Genomic DNA, 20,955 nt, shown 5'->3' on the forward strand with positions numbered 1-20,955 from the left:
AATAAAGGATCCGCCATGCGCTTTGCCGCCCTTCTCCTTGCCTCCGCTGTCATCGCCAGCCCGGCGCTATCTGCCGATCTGGTCATCGGCAATGGCCTGATCGTCGATGGTTCGGGGGCCAAGCCGTACAAGGGTTGGGTGAGCATCACCGGTGACCGGATCGAGCGCATCGGGCGTGGCCGCGCGCCCAAGGCGGCCCGCACCATCGACGCGCGCGGGCAAGCCATTGCGCCGGGTTTCGTCAACATGCTGAGCTGGGCGACCGAAAGCCTGCTGGTCGATGGCCGGGCGCAGAGCGATGTCCGTCAGGGCGTGACGCTGGAAATCATGGGCGAGGGCTGGTCGATGGGGCCGCTGAATGCCGAAATGAAGCGGCTGAACGTGCAGCGGCAGGATGATATCAAATTCCCCATCACCTGGACGACTTTGGGCGACTATCTGAACACGCTGGAGAAAAAGGGCATCGCGCCCAATGTCGCCAGCTTTGTCGGCCATACCACGGTGCGCGTCCATGAACTGGGCGAAGGCGATGTCGATCCGTCGCCCGAGCAGCTGAAATCGATGCAGGGGCTGGTCCGCGCCGCCATGAACGAAGGCGCGCTGGGGCTGGGCAGCTCGATGATCTATGCGCCGGCAGCCTATGCGGAAACGCCCGAACTGATCGCGCTGGCCCGCGCCAGTGCGGCGTGCGGCGGCATGTACATCAGCCATATGCGGTCCGAAGGCGACCGCATCGAACAGGCGGTGGACGAGCTGATCGATATTGCGCGCCAATCCGGCGGCCCGGCCGAAATCTGGCACATGAAGATGTCGGGCAAGAAGAACTGGGGCAAACTCGACACCATCATCGGCAAGATCGAGGCGGCGCGCAGCCAGGGCGTGCGGATCACTGCCAACATGTACAATTACACCGCCGGCGCGACCGGCCTTGATGCCGCCATGCCGCTATGGGTGCAGGCCGGCGGGCTGGAAGCGTGGATCGGACGGCTGAAGGACCCCGCCATCCGCGCCCGCGTCAAGGCCGAGATGATGGACGAAAACGCGGATTGGGAAAATCTGCAAAAGCGTGCCGGCAGCCCGGAAAATGTGCTGCTGCTGGGCTTCAAGAATCCGGCATTGAAACCGCTGACCGGCAAGACTTTGGGCGAGGTCGCGCGGTTGCGCGGCACCAGCCCCGAGGACACGGCCATCGATCTGGTCATCGAGGATGGCAGCCGCGTCGGCACCGCCTATTTCTTGATGGACGAGGCCAATGTGAAGCGCCAGACCGCGCTGCCGTGGATGAGCTTTGGCTCCGATGCCGGCGCGCCGTCGGCGGAAGGGGTGTTCCTGCTCAGCCAGGATCATCCGCGCGCCTATGGCAATGTCGCGCGCCTGCTCGGGAAATATGTGCGTGAGGAGAAAACCGCGACGCTGGCCGATGCGGTGCGGCGGCTGACGTCGCTGCCGGTGGCCAATCTGGGCATCAAGCAGCGCGGCATGCTCAAGGCCGGTTATTTTGCCGATGTCGTGGTGTTCGATCCGGCAGCGATCACCGACCACGCGACTTTCGCCAAGCCCGCGCAATATGCCACCGGCGTGGGCCAGGTGTTCGTCAATGGCGTGCAGGTGCTCAAGGACGGCGAGCCGACCGGCGCGGTGTCCGGGCGGTTCGTGAAGGGACCGGGGACGGGGAAATGCCCGGCCTGAACCCGGCCCGCTTGCGTATGCCTATTCGCTGCGCCTGAGCAGGTCCGTGAGTTCGCCCTTCCAGAATTTCGCCCAGGTGTGCGTCGAATGCCCGCGCGTGTCGGCGCTTTCGGGAATCAGCACAAAGCGCCCTTGCGGCAGCTTGGCGGCATCGCGTTCGGCAAGGCCCAAGCCCGGCGGATTGATGAAATCATCGGCGCTGTTAACCCATGTCACAGGCACGGGGATGCGCGCCAGCAGCGGCGAGGGATTGTAATTGCGCGACGCCTCAAGCTGGAAGATCCGGTCATTGGCATCGGCGCTGGCGGCCAGCCCCTGCGCCATCAATGTCGCTGCGGCTTCGTCCGAGGCTTCGCGCGTCGGCCACATCGCCTGCATGCGCACCGGCGCGGAACTGGCCATCACCTGGAGCGCGATGCCGACCTTGAGACCGGCCAGCGGCGGCGGCGTGTAGTTGCCGCCATTCCAAACCGGATCGGCCTTGATGGCGTCGATGGCCATCTGCCGCCATAGCCGGTTGCGCCCCGCCAGCGGCACCGTGTTGCAGGCCAGCGGCATGATCCCGCGTGCCATTTGCGGATAATCGGTGCCGAACTGGAACCCCATCATGCAGCCCATCGACGTGCCCATCAGCAGCCGCAGCTTGCCGACCTTCAGATGATCGAGCAGCAATTTTTGCGCCCGCACCATGTCGGCATAATCATAGGCCGGGAACGCCATTTTCAGACCGTCGGAAGGCTTGGACGATGCGCCGTGCCCGATGGCATCGGGCAGGATGATGAAATAGCGCGCCACATCCAGCGGCTGGCCGGGGCCAAAAAGCTCGACCGCGAATTGTGGCACAAGAAACTGTGCGCCGGTGCCGCCGGTGCCGTGCAGCACCATCACGGCATTGATGATCTCGCCTTGCGCATTGCGGTCCGGCTGGCCCAGCGTGCGGTAATGCTGTTTCAGCTGTGGCAGCACCTTGCCATCGGCAAAGCGGAAATCCCTGGCGGTGAAATCTGTCTCGGCCACGGCAAGTGTGCCAACCGGCTGTGCCGGGAACGGCGTAACGCTCGGCTGCGCCAGCGAAGGGGCGGCCAGCATGAGGCCAAGGGCGAGTGTCAGGGACCGGATCATGGTCGCAACGCTAGCCTTTTGCCGCGTCCGCGGCCATCCCCCACTTGTTGCAGCGCCGCCGCCCTGCTAGCGGCGTGGCATGTCTGTTGATGCCGATACCGTCCGCAAGATCGCGCGCCTGGCGCGCATCGCCCTGCCCGAATCCGATGTGGCGCCGCTGGTCGGCGAACTGAACGGCATACTGGGGTGGGTCGAGCAATTGGGGGAGGTCGATACCAGCGGCGTCGCGCCGATGACGGCGGTAATCCCCATCACGCTGGCGTGGCGCGCTGATGTCGTGACCGATGGCGGCATCCAGGACGCCGTGCTGGCCAATGCCCCAGATGCTGCGTCGGGCTTTTTCGCCGTTCCCAAGGTGATCGAATAATGCCCACCCTTGTTGACCTGACCATCGCGCAGATGCGTGCTGGCCTTGCCGCCCGTGATTTCACGGCGCTCGAACTCACCGATGCGCACCTGGCCGCCATGGCCAGCCATCGGCATTTGAACGCCTATGTCGTCGAAACGCCCGAAATCGCCCGCGCCGCCGCACGCGCCGTGGATGCCGGCAGCATTTCAGGGCCATTGGCGGGCATTCCGCTGGGTATCAAGGACCTGTTCTGCACCAAGGGCGTGCAGACCACGGCTGGTTCCAGAATCCTCGAAGGCTTCATTCCCCAGTATGAATCGACCGTGTCGGGCAATCTGCTGCGTGACGGCGCCGTCATGCTCGGCAAGCTCAACATGGACGAATTCGCCATGGGCTCGTCGAACGAGACCAGCGCCTATGGCAAGGTGATCTCGCCCTGGCACGCGGCGGGCAGCAATGCCGAACTGGTGCCCGGCGGCTCGTCCGGCGGCTCGGCTGCGGCTGTTTCAGCGCGTATTGCGGCCGGCGCCACCGGCACCGATACCGGCGGCTCGATCCGCCAGCCGGCGGCGTTTGTCGGTATTTCCGGCATCAAGCCGACCTATGGGCGGTGTTCGCGCTGGGGCGTTGTGGCGTTTGCCTCGTCGCTCGACCAGGCCGGGCCGATGGCGCGCACCGTCGAGGATTGCGCGATTCTGCTGACCAGCATGTGCGGCTACGATCCCAAGGATTCGACCTCGCTCGATGTGCCGGTGCCCGATTTCGCTGCCGGGCTGACCGGCGACATGCGTGGGCGGCGCGTCGGTATCCCGCGCGAATATCGCCTCGATGGCATGGACCCCGTCATTGCCGCACTGTGGGACCAGGGCATTGCATGGCTGCGCGATGCCGGCGCCACCATCGTCGATGTGTCTCTGCCGCACACGAAATACGCCCTGCCGGTCTATTACATCATCGCGCCCGCCGAGGCTTCGTCGAACCTCGCACGCTATGACGGCGTGCGGTACGGCCTGCGCGTGACGCCGCCGGGCGGCAATCTGGCCGATATGTACGGCGCCACCCGCGCCGCCGGCTTCGGCAAGGAAGTCAAACGCCGCATCATGATCGGCACCTATGTGCTGTCGGCGGGTTTCTATGACGCCTATTATACCCAGGCGCAGCGGGTCCGCACGTTGATCGCCCGCGATTTCGCGCTGGCATTCGAACAATGCGACGTGCTGCTGACACCGACGGCGCCTTCGGCGGCATTCGAATTCGGTGCAAAAGCCGATCCGCTGGCCATGTATCTCAACGATGTTTTCACGGTGCCGTCGTCGCTGGCGGGTTTGCCGGCAATGTCTGTGCCGGCCGGGCTGTCACCCGAAGGCCTGCCGCTGGGCCTGCAGATCATCGGCCGACCGATGGACGAAGCCGGCGTGCTGGATGCCGGTCGTGCCATTGAACGTGCGGCGGGGTTCGCCGCGCGGCCGGCGTGAGGCGCCGGGGCTGAACGGCCCCGCGACCCGGAATTGTCAAATCTTGCCTGTGCAAAGTCGTCGCAGGCACGTTAAGAGCGTCTTTTCGGGCAGGAAAAGGACAATCGAACCAGTGGTATTGCGTCGTTATTTCACAAAGCGAAGCGGGCAGGGCTCATGTCCCTGACAGCCGCGCCGCCGTGTCATGACGACCTCATCGGCTTTGCCGAAGCGTTGGCCAGCCATGGTGACCGGCCGGCGCTGATCTGTGCCGATGGCCGTGTCATCAGCTATGCCGCGCTTGCTGCTGCGGCTGATGCGGCGCCGCTGCCGCCGGTGCGCTGCCTGGTCGCGCTGCCGATGGCCGCGACGCCCGATGCCGTCATTTTCTATCTCGCCTGCCTGCGCCGCCGCTATCCGGTGATCCTGATGGACGATACCGACAGCCTTGTCGGCAAGGCGGTGCGCGCGGCCTATGCGCCGTGGATGCCCGGCGAGCCGCTGACCGCCGCCGGCGCCGACCTGCATCCCGATCTGGCTGTCCTGCTGTCCACATCCGGCAGCACCGGCAGCCCCAAGCTGGTGCGACTGTCGGCGCGCAACATCGCCAGCAACGCCGCGTCCATTGCCGAATATCTCGGCATCGTTCCAACCGACCGGGCGGTCACCAGCCTGCCGCTGCATTACAGTTATGGCCTGTCGGTGCTCAATTCGCACCTTGCCGCCGGCGCCGCGATTCTGCTGACGGAAACATCGGTCAGCGACCCGGCCTTTTGGCAGCAGATGGAGGCGCATGGCATCACCCATCTGGCCGGCGTGCCGCATGCCTATGAACTGTTCGAGCGGATGGGTCTTCGGGGGCGCGCCTTGCCGGCGCTGCGCACCCTCACCCAGGCCGGCGGGCGCCTGCCCGCCGATATGGTGCAGACCTATGCCGAATGGGCGGCGGCGTGCGGCAAACGCTTTTTCGTCATGTACGGCCAGACCGAGGCAACGGCTCGCATCGCCTATCTGCCGCCGGACTTGGCGGTGACCCATGCCGATTGCATCGGCATCGCCATTCCGGGCGGCAGCCTGAGCGCAACCGAGCCCATGGGCGAACTGGTCTATCGCGGCCCCAATGTGATGATGGGCTATGCCAGCGCGCCCGCCGATCTGGCGCGAGGGCCGGAGCTTGATGCGCTGCACACCGGCGATCTGGCCGAGCAGACAACCGATGGCCTGTTTCGCATCACGGGCCGCATGAGCCGGTTCAGCAAGCTGTTCGGGCTTCGTGTCAGCCATGACGCCGTGGAGGCGCATCTGGCCGGCCGGGGCATCGCCGCGCTTGTCGGCGGCGATGACAAGGCGCTGACCATATTGCACACCGGCCCGGCGCCGGTTGGTCTGGCGCGCGATCTGGCGGCCCATTTCGGGCTGCCGGCAGATGCATTCCTCACCGCAGCCTGCACCGAATTGCCGCGCCTTCCCACCGGCAAGCCCGATCACGGCGGGGCGCGTGCCATGGTGCTTGCAGCGCAGGCCGATGCCAGCGAAAATCCCGGCGATGTCGCCGCCGTGTTCGCCCGCAGTTTTCCGGGCCGCGCCATCGCGCCGGATGACAGCTTCACTACGCTTGGCGGCGATTCGCTTGGCCATGTCACTTTCGCCATCGCGCTGGAGGATATCATCGGGCAGTTGCCTGGCGATTGGCCGTCAATGTCCCTTTCGGCGCTGGCGGCCTTGCAGCCGGCGGCACCGCCGGTGCGCGGCTGGCTGCGCCGGGTGGACAGCGATCTGGTGGTGCGCGCCGCCGCTATTGCCGGTGTCGTGCTGGTCCATACCGGCGTGCATGTTGCCGGGCCGGGCGCCGGCATTGGCGGCGGCGCGCTGGCGCTGATGATCCTGTTCGGTTTCAACCTGGCGCGGTTCCAGCAGCAGCGGCTGCTCGGTGCCGACCGGTTGCGCGTGGTCGGTGATTTCTTCAGGCGCGTGATGCTGCCCTACATCGTCATTCTCTTGGCTTATGGCCTCTACAAGCAGCAACTCGATTGGCATTTGCTTCTGCTTGTCGGCAATCTTTTCGGCCATTTCGGCGACATGCTGGAGCCTTACTGGTTCCTCGAAGCCGTGGCGCAGTGTCTGCTCATCACTGCCGGCATCATGGCGGTGCCGGCGGCGCGCACGCTGGCTGCCGAACGGCCGAAGGCATTTGCCGTGGCGTTCCTGGCCGGTGCCGCGCTGCTCAAGGCCGGCGGTGCATTGCTGCTCGACCAGCAGCAGCTTCAGCACCGGGGCTTTGATGCCAATCTGGCCTATGTCGCACTTGGCTGGGCGGCGGCGGTGCTGACGCGCCCCGCGCACCGGCTGGCGCTGATTGCGGTCGCGGCGGTCTTTGCCATGGGCGACTGGGGCATGGCCAGCTCGCGGCTGGCATGGGCGGTCGGCGTGCTGACGGTCATCGGATTCGTGCCGCGCATCGCGCTGCCGCGCCCGGCCGCAGCGCTTGTCATCGCCGTCGCCAAGGCCAGTTTCATGATTTATCTGACGCATCTGATTGTCATCAACCTGATTGAACTGCGGCTGGGTTATGTCGCGCCCTATGCCACGCTGGTGATGGCTGTGGCGCTGGGGGTGGTCTTGCAACAGGCGCAGGAATTATGGGCGGCGCGAACGCCGCGCCCGCTTGCCAAGCCGGCGGCGCCTGCGCCATAGCGGCGATATGACTGACACCGCCACCTACACCGTCAAGGGCGCCACCGGCGATTGGGAAATCGTCGTGGGTCTTGAAGTCCACGCCCAGGTTACTGCCAACGCCAAGCTGTTTTCGGGGGCCGCCACCGGCTTTGGTGCCGAGCCGAATTCGCAGGTCAGCCTGGTCGATGCCGCCATGCCCGGCATGTTGCCGGTGCTGAACGGCGAATGCGTGCGCCAGGCGGTCCGGACGGGGTTGGCGCTGAATGCGCAGATCAACAAATGGTCGCGCTTTGACCGCAAGAATTATTTCTACGCCGATCTGCCGCAGGGCTACCAGATCAGCCAGCTTTATCATCCCATCGTCGGCGAAGGCGCCATCGCCATCGAAACCGAAGCGGGCGACAAGAGCGTTGTCGGAATCGAGCGCATCCATCTGGAACAGGATGCCGGCAAATCGGTGCACGACCTGCACCCGACCATGTCCTATGTCGATCTCAATCGCTGCGGCTGCGCGCTGATGGAAATCGTTTCCAAGCCCGATATTCGCTCTCCCGCCGAGGCTGGCGCCTATGTTGCGGCGCTGCGCCAGCTGCTGCGCTATGTCGGCAGCTGCGATGGCAACATGGACGAAGGGTCGATGCGCGCCGATGTCAACGTGTCGGTCCGCAAGCCCGGCGCGCCCTTTGGCACCCGCACCGAAACCAAGAACGTCAATTCCGTGCGCTTCATCATGCAGACCGTCGAGGTGGAGGCCCGCCGCCAGGTCGATCTGATCGAGGGCGGCGGCACCGTCGTGCAGGAAACCCGGCTGTTCGATCCCGCCACCGCTACCACCCGGTCGATGCGGTCGAAAGAAGACGCGCACGACTATCGCTATTTCCCCGACCCCGACCTGCTGCCGGTGGAATTCGACGATGCCTATGTCGCCGACTGCCTTGCCAGCCTGCCCGAATTGCCGGTGGCCAAACGCGCGCGTTATACCGACGTGTTGGGAATTTCGGCCTATAACGCCGCCGTGCTGACCGCCGATGTTGAAACCGCGCGTTATTTCGATGCGGTGATTGCCGGGATCGGTACCGGCTCAGCGACCGCTGCTGCGAACTGGGTGACGTCGGAACTGTTCGGTGCGCTGAAGAAAATCGGCGCCGCCATCGAGGCCAGCCCGGTGTCGCCGGCACATGCCGCCGAATTGCTGGCGCTGATCGGATCGGGCAAGATTTCCAACTCGATCGGCAAGCAGGTGCTTGAGGCAATGATAGAAACCGGCGAAGGCCCGGCGGCCATCGTGGCGGCGCGCGGGCTGGAACAGGTCAGCGATACCGGCGCCATCGATGCCGCCATCGCCGCGATCATCGCCGGCAACGCCGACAAGGTCGAACAGTACAAGGCCGGCAAGGAGGCATTGTTCGGTTTCTTCGTCGGCCAGACGATGAAAGCCATGGGCGGCAAAGCCAACCCCGGTGTGGTCAACGAACGCCTCAAGGCGCTGCTCGGCGCGGCTTAATCCATCCAGTCGCTGCGGCTGTAGCCTTGCGCGCGCAGCAGCACCGTCAAGTCGCCGCTGCGCACGGCGGCGTCGGCTGCAGCAGCGGCTTTGGGCTTGGCATGATAGGCGATGCCCAGCCCGGCGGCTTCCAGCATCGGAATGTCGTTGGCGCCGTCACCCACCGCCATTGTCGCCGGCAGCGGCACGCCCGCCGCCAGCAGCCGCGCGCGCTTGGTGGCGGCATCGACGATGGGCCGCGCGACCTTGCCGGTCAGGCGGCCGTTCTCGATGACCAGCGTGTTGGCGTGCTGGGCGGCAAAGCCGATTTCGGCGGCCACGGGCACGGTGAAGGCAGTGAAGCCGCCCGATACCAGCAACGTGTGAGCGCCATTTGCCGCCATGGTCCGCACCAGCGTTCGCGCGCCGGGCATCAGCCGCGCCCGCTCGATACGGCATTGTTCGAGCACGCGGGCGTCCATGCCGGCCAGCAGCGCCACGCGGGCATCCAATGCTTCGGCGAAATCCAGCTCGCCGCGCATCGCCGCCTCGGTCACGGCGGCCACCTGCGCCTTGATGCCGGCATAATCGGCCAGCTCGTCGATGCATTCCACCGTGATCATGGTCGAATCCATGTCGGCGATCAGCAGCGCCTTGCGCCGGGGTGCATCGGCGCTCTGGACGATGACATCGACGGCGGGTAGCGCGGCTTCGAGCGCCGCGCGTGCCGCTGCCGCCGTGACGCCGGATGCGCGCATGTCGGCGGCGTCGCCCTGGTCGAGCCAGACCAGCGGGCCGGGTTCGGCGCCAAGGGCGCGCAAGGCGTCGCTTGCGGTGGCGGCGTCGGCAGACGACAAGCAGCCTTCGGCAACAAGAGTGACGAGCAAGGTGGCAGCAAGCGGTTCCATGGTGGCGGTCATTGCAGGGCCGACGGCGAGCGGCAAGTCGGCATTGGCGATGGCGTTGGCAAAACGCATCGGCGGGACCATCATAAATGCCGATGCGAGCCAGCTATATGCCGATCTGGCGGTGGTCAGCGCGCGGCCTTCGCCGGCCGATGAGGCGGCGGTGCCGCACCTTTTGTACGGCGTGCTGGACGGCGACGACGCAGCGAGCGCGGCGCGCTGGGCGGAGATGGCAAAGGCAGCGATTGCGCAGGTGCTGGCGACCGGGCGGGTGCCGATCCTGGTTGGCGGGACGGGGATGTACCTGACAACCTTGATCGACGGCATAGCGCCGGTGCCGCAGATTGATGCTGCGGTTCGGGCAGCAGTGCGGGCGATGGACACGGCGGACGCGGCAGCGGCGTTGGGGCGCGAGGACCCCGAACTGGCGGCGCGATTGATGCCGGCGGACCGGCAGCGGATCCTGCGGGGCCTGGAGGTAGTCCGATCAAGCGGGCAATCGCTGTTGCATTGGCAGACAACGCGGGTGGGCGGCATCGGCGGCGCAGTGGCGGTGCGGGCGGTCGTGGTTGATTGTGCAAGAGAGCTGCTCAAGGTGCGCGCCGAATCACGGTTGCGGGCGATGGTGGACGCAGGCGCGCTGGATGAGGTTGCGGCATTGATGGCACGCGGGCTGGCGGACGACCGGCCGGTGTTGCGGGCGCTGGGGGTGCCGCAATTCGGCGCGGTGGCGGCTGGCCGCATGACGATCGACGCGGCAATTGCCGAGGCGACGACAGCAACGCGGCAATACCAAAAACGGCAGCTGACCTGGGCGCGGAACCAGGTGGCGCATTGGCCGCGGGTGGCGGCCGATGACGTGGCCGGGCTGGAGGCGGCACTGGCGGGATGAAGGTGGCCACATGCCCCGCTTCGCCATCATCACCTTCGATGACTGCGCTGCGATGCAACCGAGCCCGCGCATCCGTCGTAGCTTGATCCGAGCCCGCCCGGTCGCCCGCATGTTTGCGATCCCCACCGGTGCGGCACATCTGTTCTTGTTGCTCTGCGTCATTTATCCCGGAAATAATCTCGAATGTTACCGAGAGTTTACCTGAATTTCACGAGATTTTTACAATCACATGGTCTTGTGCAACGCAACATGGTTATCAGGTGATTGTAATGGCGTTGCGTAGGCTTTGTATCGGAACCGGCCTTGCCATGATGGCGGGGCCCTTGGGCGCGGCGGTCCCGGTCGCCTTTCCTGCCGCTTCTCCGACGATCGTACTCCAATCGGCGACATCGGATGCTGCTGTACGCCGGTCGATCGACGCTTCGGGGCGTTCGGTGCTGGAAGTCGTGGGGGGTTTGACAGCCTTGGTCGTGACTGGCGCCATGCTGCGTCGCCGCCGGGGCCTTCAGGAAGTTGTGTCCTGACCGGCTGAATTATTCATAAATTGCGCGAAAACTGGTTGACCTGCTAATTTCCTTGTCCTAATCCCCGCCTGCCCCACACACAGGCAGGATATATTGTCATGGCCACGGAAATGACCGGCGCCGAAATCACTGTTCAGGCTCTCAGCGATCTGGGGGTCGAGGTTATATTCGGCTATCCCGGCGGGGCCGTCCTGCCGATTTATGACGCGCTGTTTCAGCAGGGCCGCATTCGCCACATCCTGGTCCGCCACGAACAGGCTGCAGTGCATGCCGCCGAAGGTTATGCGCGTTCGTCCGGCAAGGTCGGCGTCGTGCTGGTCACGTCGGGTCCCGGTGCCACCAATGCTGTCACCGGCATCACCGACGCGCTGATGGATTCGGTGCCGATCGTCGTGCTGACCGGCCAGGTGCCGACGCATCTGATCGGCAGCGACGCCTTTCAGGAATGCGACACGGTCGGCATCACGCGGCATTGTTCCAAGCATAATTACCTCGTCAAGGAGACGGCCAAGCTTGGCCCGGTGCTGCACGAGGCATTCTATATTGCCCGCTCCGGCCGGCCCGGCCCGGTGGTGATCGACATCCCCAAGGATGTGCAGATCATGAAGGCGAAATACACCCGCCCCGGTACCATCGGCCACAAGACCTACAAGCCGCAGATCAAGGGCGAACTCGCCAGCATCGAGGCGGCGGTGGAAATGCTCAGCGCGGCGCAGCGGCCGATCTTTTATACCGGCGGCGGCATCATCAACAGCGGCCCGGTGGCAACGCAGTTGCTGCGCGAGCTTGCCAAGCTGACCGGCGCGCCCGTCACATCGACGCTGATGGGGCTTGGCACCATGCCGGACGATCATCCGCAGTTCCTCGGCATGCTGGGCATGCACGGCAGCTATGAAGCCAATATGGCGATGAACCGCTGCGACCTGATGATCTGCCTGGGCGCGCGTTTCGATGACCGGGTCACCGGGCGCCTCGATGCGTTTTCGCCGCATTCGAAAAAAATCCATGTCGATATCGACCGCTCATCGGTGAACAAGACGGTGCGCGTCGATCTCGGCATCATCGGCGATGTCGGCAGCGTCATGGAAGACATGCTCAAGCTGTGGCGCGCACGCGGCAAGAAGCCGGCAGACCTTGGCGGCTGGTGGGCGGACATTGCCGGCTGGCGGGCGCGCGACAGCTTCAGCTTCCAGCAGAAGGGCAGCGATATCATGCCCCAGCACGCCATCAAGCGGCTGTATGAAATGACCCGCGCCAAAAAGCCGATCATCTCCACCGAGGTCGGCCAGCACCAGATGTGGGCAGCGCAACATTTCGGTTTCCATGAACCGAACAAATGGCTGACCAGCGGCGGGCTGGGCACCATGGGCTATGGCCTGCCGGCGGCCATCGGCGCGCAGATCGCCAATCCCGGCGCCCTGTGCATCGACATTGCCGGCGAAGCGAGCATCCAGATGAACATCCAGGAGCTGGGCACAGCGATTCAATATCGCCTCCCGGTCAAGATCTTCATCATCAACAACGAATACATGGGCATGGTCCGCCAGTGGCAGGAGATGAACCATGGCGCGCGCTATTCGGAGAGTTATTCCGATTCGCTGCCCGATTTCGTCAAATTGGGAGAGGCTTATGGCTGGAAGGGCATCGTTATCGATCAAGCCGACAATCTCGATGCCGGTATCGCAGCCATGCTGGCGCATGACGGCCCGGTCATAGTCGATTGCCGGGTGACCAAGCTCGCCAACTGCTTCCCGATGATCCCGTCGGGGGCGTCGCATACCGACATGATCCTGTCGGCGGCCGATGAACGCGGCGAGGCGGACGAAGATGCAAAGGCGCTGGTGTGATGAAACATCTCCCCTCTGAACGCCACACTTTGTCCATCCTCGTCGACAACGAAGCCGGCGTGCTGGCGCGTATCGTCGGGCTGTTCTCGGCGCGCGGATACAATATCGAAAGCCTGACGGTGGCCGATGTGTCCGACGACCATGCCGTCAGCCGCATCACGGTCGTCACCTCCGGCCCGCCGCCGGTCATCGAGCAGATCATCGCCCAGCTTGACCGGATCGTGCCCGTCCACCGCGTCCTCGACCTCACGGCGCACGGCCCGCACGTCGAGCGCGAGATGGCGCTGGTCAAGGTTGCCGGCGTCGGCGACAAGCGCGTCGAGGCGCTGCGGCTGGCGGATATTTTCAGGGCGCGCCCCGTCGATACCACCACAAGCAGTTTCGTTTTCGAAGTATCCGGATCGACTGAAAAAGTCGGCCAGTTCATTGCCCTGATGCGCGAGGTCGGCCTTGTCGAGGTCGCGCGCACCGGGGTTGTCGCCATCGCTCGGGGGGCAGAGGCGGTTTGAAGGTATAGGGTTTCACGTCATCCCCGCGCAGGCGGGGATCCAACAGCTGCACCAACCGTGCAGGCGGACCGGTCCGGTGATGGACCCCCGCCTGCATGGGGGGTAACGAACAAGGACACATATCATGCGCGTTTACTATGATGCCGATGCCGATGTCGGCCTGATCAAGTCCAAGAAGGTCGCGATTGTCGGCTACGGCAGCCAGGGCCATGCCCATGCCCAGAACCTGCGCGACAGCGGCGTTGCCGATGTGGCCGTCGCGCTGCGCCCCGGCTCGGCTACGGCCGCAAAGGCCGCCGGCGCCGGCTTCAAGGTGTTGAGCAATGCCGAAGCCGCCGCCTGGGCCGATGTCATCATGGTGCTGGCTCCCGACGAGCATCAGGCCACCATCTATGCCGACGACCTTCATGCCAACATGAAGCCCGGCGCGGCGCTGGCGTTCGCGCACGGTCTCAATGTGCATTTCCAGCTTATCGAGCCGCGCGCCGACATCGATGTGTTCATGATCGCGCCGAAAGGCCCCGGCCATACCGTGCGCAGCGAATATGCACGCGGCGGCGGCGTACCCTGCCTGATCGCCATCCATCAGGACGCTTCGGGCAATGCCCATGACGTGGCACTGTCCTATGCCTCGGCCATCGGCGGCGGGCGTTCGGGCGTCATCGAAACGACGTTCAAGGAGGAATGCGAAACCGACTTGTTCGGTGAACAGGCTGTGCTGTGCGGCGGCCTCACCCATCTCATCCAGGCGGGTTTCGAAACACTGACCGAAGCCGGCTATGCCCCAGAAATGGCCTATTTCGAGTGCCTGCACGAAGTGAAGCTGATCGTCGACCTGATGTATGAAGGCGGCATCGCGAACATGCGCTATTCGATTTCGAACACCGCCGAATATGGCGACATCACCACCGGGCCACGCATCATCACGCCTGAAACCAAGGCCGAGATGAAGCGCGTGCTCGCCGATATCCAGGGCGGCCGGTTCGTGAAGAACTTCATCCTCGACAACCGCGCCGGCCAGCCGGAATTGAAGGCCGCGCGCATCGCCGCCAAGGCCCATCCGATCGAGGAAGTCGGTGCCAGGCTGCGCGCCATGATGCCGTGGATCGGCAAGAACGCGCTGGTGGACAAGGCGAAGAATTGAGGTTTGGATACCCCTCTCCCGCTTGCGAGAAGGGTGCCGCACTGTCTGGACACGCGCGCCACCAGCAGGCATGATGACAATGTGATTGCATCTGGTGCCTTGCTGCTTCGACTTACGCGCCCTTAGGCGCGATGTTTCTGCTCGCCCATCGGGGTTCGAGCCACCGCGCCTGAGGGACCATCCCGCCACCGAGCAGAAATGCCCGGCAGCAACCCCATTTCAAGACAGGCCAGGCCCATGACCGACCATATCCGTATTTTCGACACCACCCTGCGCGACGGCGAGCAATCGCCGGGCTGCTCCATGAACCTCGAAGAAAAGCTGAAAGTGGCCGCCCAGCTCGAAGCGCTGGGTGTCGATATCATCGAAGCCGGTTTTGCCATCGCCAGCGAAGGTGATTTCGAAGCCGTGTCCGCAGTCGCCCGCCAATGCGAGACGGCCATCGTCGCAAGCCTGGCGCGCGCCGCCGCCGGCGACATCGACCGCGCCTGGGCGGCGGTGAAGCACGCGCGCCGGCCGCGCATCCACACCTTCATCGCGACATCGCCGCTGCATATGCGCGCCAAGCTGAACATGACGCCGGAGCAGGTGCTCGAAGCCATCGCGCGCTCGGTCGGCCATGCCCGCAGCTTGTGCGAGGATGTCGAATGGTCAGCCGAAGACGCCACCCGGTCCGACCCCGACTATCTGTGCCGCGCCGTGGAAGCCGCCATTCGCGCCGGCGCCACCACGATCAACCTGCCCGATACGGTGGGTTACGGTACACCCGAAACCTATGGCGCCATGTTCCGCGACGTGATTTCGCGCGTGCCGGATGCCGACAAGGCGATTTTTTCCACGCATTGCCACAACGACCTCGGGCTGGCGGTGGCCAACACGCTGGCGGCGATCATGGCGGGTGCGCGGCAGTGCGAGGCGACTGTCAATGGCATCGGCGAGCGTGCCGGCAATGCAGCCATCGAGGAAATCGCCATGGCGATCCGCGTCCGCCACGACGTGCTGCCGGTGCGTACCGGCATCGTCACCACCGAAATCACCCGCGCCAGCCGGCTGGTCAGCGGCATCACCGGCATGGCCGTTCAGGCCAACAAGGCCATCGTCGGCGCCAATGCCTTTGCCCATGAAAGCGGTATTCATCAGGACGGCATGCTCAAGGACAGCAGCACCTATGAGATCATGACTCCCGAAAGCGTTGGCATGGGCGCCACCAATCTCGTGCTCGGCAAGCATTCCGGCCGCGCGGCGTTCCGGCAGAAGCTGTCGGAAATGGGCTATGACCTGTCCGACAATGAATTCGGCGATGCCTTCAAGCGGTTCAAGGATCTGGCCGACGCCAAGAAGCAGGTGTTCGACGAGGATATCGTCGCGCTGGTCGATGACGAAGTGCTGCGCGGCCATGACCGTATCCAGGTCAGCGAAGTCGAGGTGTATTGCGGCAGCAACGGCCCGCAAAGGGCGATCCTGACACTGCATATCGACGGCGAGGAAGTGACGGCAGCAACACGCGGTAATGGCCCCGTCGATGCACTGTTCCACGCCATCCGCAAGCTGGTGCCGCATGACGATGCCGTGCTGCAACTCTATCAGGTCCATGCCGTGACGGCAGGGACGGACGCGCAGGCCGAAGTCAGCGTTGTGCTGGCCGAAGCCGGGCGCACCGTGCGCGGCACCGGCGCCCACACGGACACGCTGGTCGCCAGCGCCCGCGCTTATGTCAATGCGCTCAACAAGCTGATGGTCAAACGCGGGAAATCCCCGCTCAGCGCAGCTGGTTGAGGTCGCTCAGGACTGCGCCGACCTGCCGTGGTGTTGGCCAGTTCGCCGCGACGACAACGGCGCCTTCATCGGGCGCCGGCAATTCAAGGATGGCGAACTGGCTGGCGGTCAGCGCGGCGGGCCAAAAGTGCCCCGAGCCTGATTTGGTGCGGGCTTTGGCGCGGATTACGGCAAGGGCTGGCGTGATAGAAATCAGCACATAGCGCACGGAGGGGTGCGCGGCATACAGCGTGTCGCGGTACTGGCGTTTCAATGCAGACGCGCTGATGACGCCGCCGCTGCCTGCTGCGCCCCAAGCCGCCAGCTGCGCGGCGCAGGCCGCCAGCCAGGGCGCGCGATCGGCATCGGTCAGCGGGTTGCCGGCGGCCATCTTGGCGACATTTGCCGGCGGGTGCAGTTCATCGCCATCGCGAAATGGCAGGCCGGCAGCAGCGGCAATGGCAGCGGCAAGCGTGGTCTTGCCGCATCCGGCAACGCCGCCGACGACGATGAGTGGGGGTGTCATGCCGCCACCGTGCCCCGGCCCCGAGCCCGTTGCAATGTAGCGGTTGCAATGAATCGATTGCAATCTTGGCGGCCTTGCCTCATAGGCGCCGCTTCGTATTTGCCGGGCCAGCCCCGTCATGTGCGTTGACGCAAGCCGGAGGGGTGTGGGCACGGTGCCCCCATCAGCGATCGGACAGAGGAGATGAACATGCCGTTCTACGAGCATGTCTTTCTGGCGCGACAGGACCTGACACAGGCCCAGGTCGAAGCGCTTACGGAAGGCTTTACCAAGATCCTGACCGACAATGACGGTCAAGTGGCGAACAACGAATATTGGGGCCTGCGCACGCTGGCCTATCGCATCGCCAAGAATCGCAAGGCGCATTACGTCATGCTCAGCATCGATGCCCCGGCAGCTGCCGTGCACGAGCTTGAGCGGCAGGTCGCGCTCAACGAAGATATCATCCGTTACATGACCGTGCGCACCGAAGCGCTGCCCACCGAGCCGTCGGCGATGACCCGCCGCGGCGACCGTGAAGGCCGCGAAGGTGGCCGTGAGGGTGGCCGCGAAGGCCGTGGTGACCGTGATGGTCCGCCGCGCGGGGAACGTCCCCGCCGTGATGGGCCTCGCGAAGGTGGCCGCGAAGACCGCGCCCCGCGCGCGTTCGCTGGTTAAGGGGAAAAGCACATGGGACGTCCATTTTTCCGCCGCCGCAAGAGCTGCCCCTTCTCGGGCGCCAACGCCCCCGTCATCGATTACAAGGACGTGCGGCTGCTCCAGGGTTTCGTGTCCGAGCGTGGCAAGATCGTGCCGTCGCGCATCACGGCCGTGTCCGGCAAGAAGCAGCGCGAACTGGCCCAGGCCATCAAGCGCGCTCGTCATCTGGGCCTGCTGCCCTACCTCGTGAAGTAAGGAGCAGATCACATGCAAGTCATCCTGCTCGAACGCGTCGAAAAGCTTGGCAGCATTGGCGATGTCGTCAATGTGAAACCCGGCTTTGCGCGCAACTTCCTCCTGCCGCGCGGCAAGGCGCTGCGCGCATCGGAAGCCAACAAGAAGAAGTTCGAGGCCGACCGCGCCCGGATCGAATCCGACAACGCCAAGCGCCGCGATATTGCCCGCAGCGAAGCCAAGGACATTGATGGCGCCAGCGTCACCATGATCCGTTCGGCATCGAACACCGGTCAGCTTTATGGTTCGGTCGCAGCCCGCGATCTTGCCGAAGTGCTGACCGCTGGCGGCCACAAGGTGCTCAAGAACCAGATCGTTCTCGACAAGCCGATCAAGACGCTTGGCGTGCACGACGTGAAGGTTGCTCTGCACCCCGAAGTCGCCGTGATGGTCAAGGTCAACATCGCACGTTCGCCCGAAGAAGCCGAGCTGCAGGCCAAGGGTGTCGACGTCAACGCCGACATGTTCGAACGTGAGGAAACGGGCTTCACCGAAGCCTATGACCCCAACGCAGAGCCGGGCACCCTGCCGACCGACGACATCGCCGATGACGACGGTGTTGCCGAGGTTGCCGCCGAGGTTGCTGACGAGGCCTGAGCCGCGTTTTGCACCAGTCATGACGGCCGCGCTCCCCCGGGAGCGCGGCCGTTTTGCTTTCTGGGCTTGACCCCCGGGCCGGGCCGGGCAAGAGGCGGGTCATGACTGACACCGCACCCGAACCCGTCGTGCCCGCCGAAGTGCCGGCCATCGACACGCCGCCTGACCGCCTGTCGGTCAACCCGCGCAGCGAATTCTATGAACCGGCGCTGCTCGAACGCGGCATCGGCATCCGCTTCGAGGGCGTCGAAAAGACCACCGTCGAGGAATATTGCGTCTCCGAAGGCTGGATCCGCGTCGCCGCCGGCAAAAGCCTCGATCGCAAGGGCCAGCCGCTGACCATCAAGCTCAAGGGCAAGGTCGAACCCTGGTTCAAGAGCTGAGTCTCAAAAGCCAGGGCTCAAAAATCCAGGTCCACCCATAGCGCGGCATGGTCTGATGCCGCTTCGACCTCGCGGGTGACTTCGGGGAACATCTCCCATTTGCGTGGGCGCACCCCCGCCCACATGCCGCGCCGTTCCACCCCGGCGCGGCTGGCCAGCGCAAACAGCGCCGGTGACAACAGGATATAATCGAACTTTTCACGCCCGCTGCTGCTGCCGAATGTGCCGGCAAAGCCGCCATCGGCAAAACCGGGCAGTGCCGATATATCCTTGAGATCGGTTCCCGCCAGCAGCGGCGCCAGCGGGGCGCTGCCCGGCGTGTCGTTGAAATCGCCGAGGATCGCGACATGGGCCTGGCCCGCTGCAATCTGCGCGCGATACAGGTCGGCGACCCGCGTCGCCTGGGCCATGCGCCGGGCGTCGTTGCTGGCCGGGCTACCAAAACCCTTGCTTTTGAGGTGGTTGACCATGACAACGAGCCGGTTTCCGGCCGCTGTGGTGATGGTGAAATCCGGGCAGTCGCGCGAAAACAGCGGCACGCCCCGGTCATTGCGGTCATCGACACGGCTGTGCATCACGCCGATCGGATAGCGGCTGCGGGTCATCAGCCCGACATCGATGCCGCGCGGATCATTGCCGTCGATCAGCATGACATGGCGGAACGCCCGGCCACCGACAGATGGCAGCAATATTTCGTTGAACGCCGACAGGCCGGGGCGGTTTTCGGCCTCGACGACGCCCAGCACATCGGCGCCCACCGCCTCGATCACGCGGGCGGTGTTGCGCACGGCGTTTTCGTTGATCGGTTCGCGCCGCAGTTCCAGTGACCCGATCCAGTCGGCACGGCCAGCAGCGGTGATCTCGATGCCGCCGGTGCGCGGCCGGCGCAACAGATTGCCCCGGCTGCGTCGCAGAACTACAAACGGCCCTTCATCGTCCTTGTCCAGCCCCAGGCTGGTCATCTGCGCGGTCATCTCGGCCTTGGCAGCGGCGGTATAGACCGGCTCGCCAAGCAATTTGGTGAGGGCCGCGAAGGCATCCAGAATCGGCTTGCCATTGGCCCAGCTGTCAAGGTTCATCGCCCTTGGGCGATCAAACAGGTTTTCGACGTTGAAAACGGCAAGGCGCATGAGCGATTCTCCCCACAGTATCTTGCCAAAGTTTGCCGCCTGCGACCAGCCGCTCGTACAACTGCGCGCGTGCGCGACCTTTTGTCTAACTGCGCGCTTGCGCGACGCGGGCGTTATCGGCGAGTGATCGGTCATGGCTGACCTGTTCGCTGCCAAAGACATGCCCGCCGGCATACCGCCGCTGGCTGAACAGCTACGCCCGCGCAGCCTGGCCGAAGTTGTGGGGCAGGACCATCTGACCGCCCCAGACGGCGCCATCGGGCGCATGGTGGCGGCCGGCAGCCTGTCCAGCCTCATCCTGTGGGGACCGCCAGGCACCGGCAAGACCAGCATCGCGCGCCTGTTGGCCGAGGCGGTGGGGCTGCGCTTTGTCGGCATATCGGCGGTATTCTCGGGCGTGGCCGAACTGAAAAAGCTGTTTGCCGAAGCGCGTGAAGCGGCGCGGACCGGACAGAAAACGCTGTTGTTCGTGGACGAAATCCATCGGTTCAACCGCGCCCAGCAGGATGGATTCCTGGGCGTTGTTGAGGACGGCACCGTCACGCTGGTTGGCGCCACCACGGAAAATCCCAGCTTCGAATTGAACGCCGCAGTGCTCAGCCGGGCGCGCGTGCTGATCGTGCGCCGGCTGGACGAGGCGGCGCTGGCGCTGCTGCTGGACCGCGCCGAAGGCGTGATGGGCCGCGCCTTGCCACTCACGGGCGATGCCCGCGCCGCGCTGGTAGCGTCGTCCGATGGCGATGGGCGTTTTCTGCTGGGCCAGGCCGAATCGTTGTTTGCGCTGGCCAGCGACGCACCGCTGGCGCCGGACGCGCTGGCCGTATTCCTGCACCGTCGCATGCCGGTCTATGACAAGGACCGCGAGGGGCATTACGGGCTGATTTCGGCGCTGCACAAGGCGCTGCGCGGCTCCGATCCTGATGCGGCGCTTTATTATCTCGAACGGATGCTCACGGCGGGCGAAGAGCCGCTGTACCTGCTGCGCCGGCTGGTGCGTTTTGCCAGCGAGGATATCGGCCTGGCCGACAGCAATGCCC

At 64.8% G+C, this 20,955-nt stretch carries 19 protein-coding genes; 15 read left to right on the forward strand and 4 right to left on the reverse strand.

The features are described from left to right. Positions 1-15: 15 nt before the first annotated feature. Complete coding sequence (locus tag RMQ73_RS07845) at positions 16-1,689, forward strand: D-aminoacylase (protein WP_310497570.1); 1,674 nt, start codon at positions 16-18, stop codon at positions 1,687-1,689. A 21-nt stretch (positions 1,690-1,710) separates the two neighbouring features. On the opposite strand, the gene RMQ73_RS07850 is transcribed toward RMQ73_RS07845, so the two are convergent. After that, positions 1,711-2,811, reverse strand: a complete 1,101-nt coding sequence (locus RMQ73_RS07850) for an alpha/beta fold hydrolase (protein ID WP_310497571.1) — start codon at positions 2,809-2,811, stop codon at positions 1,711-1,713. A gap of 79 nt (positions 2,812-2,890) precedes the next feature. Between RMQ73_RS07850 and gatC the strand changes: the two genes are divergently transcribed. From gatC to gatB, 4 genes are all read left to right on the forward strand, one after another. After that, positions 2,891-3,178, forward strand: coding sequence for an Asp-tRNA(Asn)/Glu-tRNA(Gln) amidotransferase subunit GatC (gene gatC, locus RMQ73_RS07855; RefSeq protein ID WP_310497572.1), 288 nt, complete (start codon positions 2,891-2,893; stop codon positions 3,176-3,178). After that, a complete protein-coding gene (gatA, locus tag RMQ73_RS07860; protein WP_310497573.1) occupies positions 3,178-4,635 on the forward strand; it encodes an Asp-tRNA(Asn)/Glu-tRNA(Gln) amidotransferase subunit GatA in 1,458 nt (485 codons plus the stop codon). The genes gatC and gatA overlap by 1 nt, the downstream gene beginning before the upstream one ends. A 156-nt stretch (positions 4,636-4,791) precedes the next feature. Beyond that, complete coding sequence (locus tag RMQ73_RS07865; protein WP_310497574.1) at positions 4,792-7,308, forward strand: AMP-binding protein; 2,517 nt, start codon at positions 4,792-4,794, stop codon at positions 7,306-7,308. A 7-nt stretch (positions 7,309-7,315) separates the two neighbouring features. After that, on the forward strand, positions 7,316-8,794 hold the full coding sequence (gatB, locus tag RMQ73_RS07870) for an Asp-tRNA(Asn)/Glu-tRNA(Gln) amidotransferase subunit GatB (protein ID WP_310497575.1): 1,479 nt from the start codon (positions 7,316-7,318) through the stop codon (positions 8,792-8,794). Here the strand turns inward: gatB and serB are convergent. Then, on the reverse strand, positions 8,791-9,681 hold the full coding sequence (gene serB, locus RMQ73_RS07875; protein ID WP_310497576.1) for a phosphoserine phosphatase SerB: 891 nt from the start codon (positions 9,679-9,681) through the stop codon (positions 8,791-8,793). The genes gatB and serB overlap by 4 nt on opposite strands. On the opposite strand from serB, the gene miaA reads away from it, so the two are divergent. The 5 genes from miaA to RMQ73_RS07900 all read left to right on the forward strand — a co-directional run bounded on the left by miaA (position 9,680) and on the right by RMQ73_RS07900 (position 16,370). Next, on the forward strand, positions 9,680-10,570 hold the full coding sequence (miaA, locus tag RMQ73_RS07880; protein ID WP_310497577.1) for a tRNA (adenosine(37)-N6)-dimethylallyltransferase MiaA: 891 nt from the start codon (positions 9,680-9,682) through the stop codon (positions 10,568-10,570). The genes serB and miaA overlap by 2 nt on opposite strands. A gap of 622 nt (positions 10,571-11,192) precedes the next feature. Beyond that, positions 11,193-12,941 (forward strand): acetolactate synthase 3 large subunit, encoded by a 1,749-nt coding sequence (locus RMQ73_RS07885; protein WP_310497579.1) that lies wholly within the window; start codon positions 11,193-11,195, stop codon positions 12,939-12,941. Continuing rightward, on the forward strand, positions 12,941-13,450 hold the full coding sequence (gene ilvN, locus RMQ73_RS07890) for an acetolactate synthase small subunit (protein ID WP_310497580.1): 510 nt from the start codon (positions 12,941-12,943) through the stop codon (positions 13,448-13,450). Before RMQ73_RS07885 ends, ilvN begins: the two co-directional genes overlap by 1 nt. A gap of 124 nt (positions 13,451-13,574) precedes the next feature. Further along, positions 13,575-14,594: a ketol-acid reductoisomerase gene (gene ilvC, locus RMQ73_RS07895; protein WP_310497581.1), complete on the forward strand. Its 1,020-nt coding sequence runs from the start codon at positions 13,575-13,577 to the stop codon at positions 14,592-14,594. A gap of 237 nt (positions 14,595-14,831) precedes the next feature. Further along, the gene (locus tag RMQ73_RS07900; protein WP_310497582.1) at positions 14,832-16,370 is read left to right on the forward strand and encodes a 2-isopropylmalate synthase; all 1,539 of its coding nucleotides are present in this window, start codon (positions 14,832-14,834) and stop codon (positions 16,368-16,370) included. On the opposite strand, the gene RMQ73_RS07905 is transcribed toward RMQ73_RS07900, so the two are convergent. After that, positions 16,354-16,875, reverse strand: a complete 522-nt coding sequence (locus tag RMQ73_RS07905; RefSeq protein WP_310497583.1) for a gluconokinase, GntK/IdnK-type — start codon at positions 16,873-16,875, stop codon at positions 16,354-16,356. The genes RMQ73_RS07900 and RMQ73_RS07905 overlap by 17 nt on opposite strands. Positions 16,876-17,064: 189 nt before the next feature. Here RMQ73_RS07905 and rpsF point away from each other — a divergent pair, with 189 nt between their 5' ends. From rpsF to RMQ73_RS07925, 4 genes are all read left to right on the forward strand, one after another. Beyond that, on the forward strand, positions 17,065-17,532 hold the full coding sequence (gene rpsF / locus RMQ73_RS07910; RefSeq protein ID WP_310497584.1) for a 30S ribosomal protein S6: 468 nt from the start codon (positions 17,065-17,067) through the stop codon (positions 17,530-17,532). Between the two features lie 12 nt (positions 17,533-17,544). Then, positions 17,545-17,769 (forward strand): 30S ribosomal protein S18, encoded by a 225-nt coding sequence (rpsR, locus tag RMQ73_RS07915; protein WP_152578201.1) that lies wholly within the window; start codon positions 17,545-17,547, stop codon positions 17,767-17,769. A 12-nt stretch (positions 17,770-17,781) separates the two neighbouring features. Next, positions 17,782-18,405 (forward strand): 50S ribosomal protein L9, encoded by a 624-nt coding sequence (gene rplI / locus RMQ73_RS07920; RefSeq protein WP_310497586.1) that lies wholly within the window; start codon positions 17,782-17,784, stop codon positions 18,403-18,405. Positions 18,406-18,506: 101 nt separating this feature from the next. Beyond that, positions 18,507-18,788, forward strand: a complete 282-nt coding sequence (locus tag RMQ73_RS07925; protein WP_310497587.1) for a DUF3297 family protein — start codon at positions 18,507-18,509, stop codon at positions 18,786-18,788. 17 nt (positions 18,789-18,805) lie between these two features. Here the strand turns inward: RMQ73_RS07925 and RMQ73_RS07930 are convergent, their stop codons facing one another. After that, positions 18,806-19,918 carry an endonuclease/exonuclease/phosphatase family protein gene (locus RMQ73_RS07930; protein WP_310497588.1) on the reverse strand — a complete coding sequence of 371 codons (1,113 nt, stop codon included), beginning with the start codon at positions 19,916-19,918 and terminating at the stop codon, positions 18,806-18,808. A 133-nt stretch (positions 19,919-20,051) separates the two neighbouring features. Between RMQ73_RS07930 and RMQ73_RS07935 the strand changes: the two genes are divergently transcribed. Continuing rightward, on the forward strand, positions 20,052-20,955 hold a 904-nt coding region (locus RMQ73_RS07935; RefSeq protein WP_310497589.1), incomplete at its 3' end, for an AAA family ATPase.

The sequence above is a fragment of the Sandarakinorhabdus sp. genome, from assembly GCF_031430775.1.
GTDB lineage: Bacteria > Pseudomonadota > Alphaproteobacteria > Sphingomonadales > Sphingomonadaceae > Sandarakinorhabdus.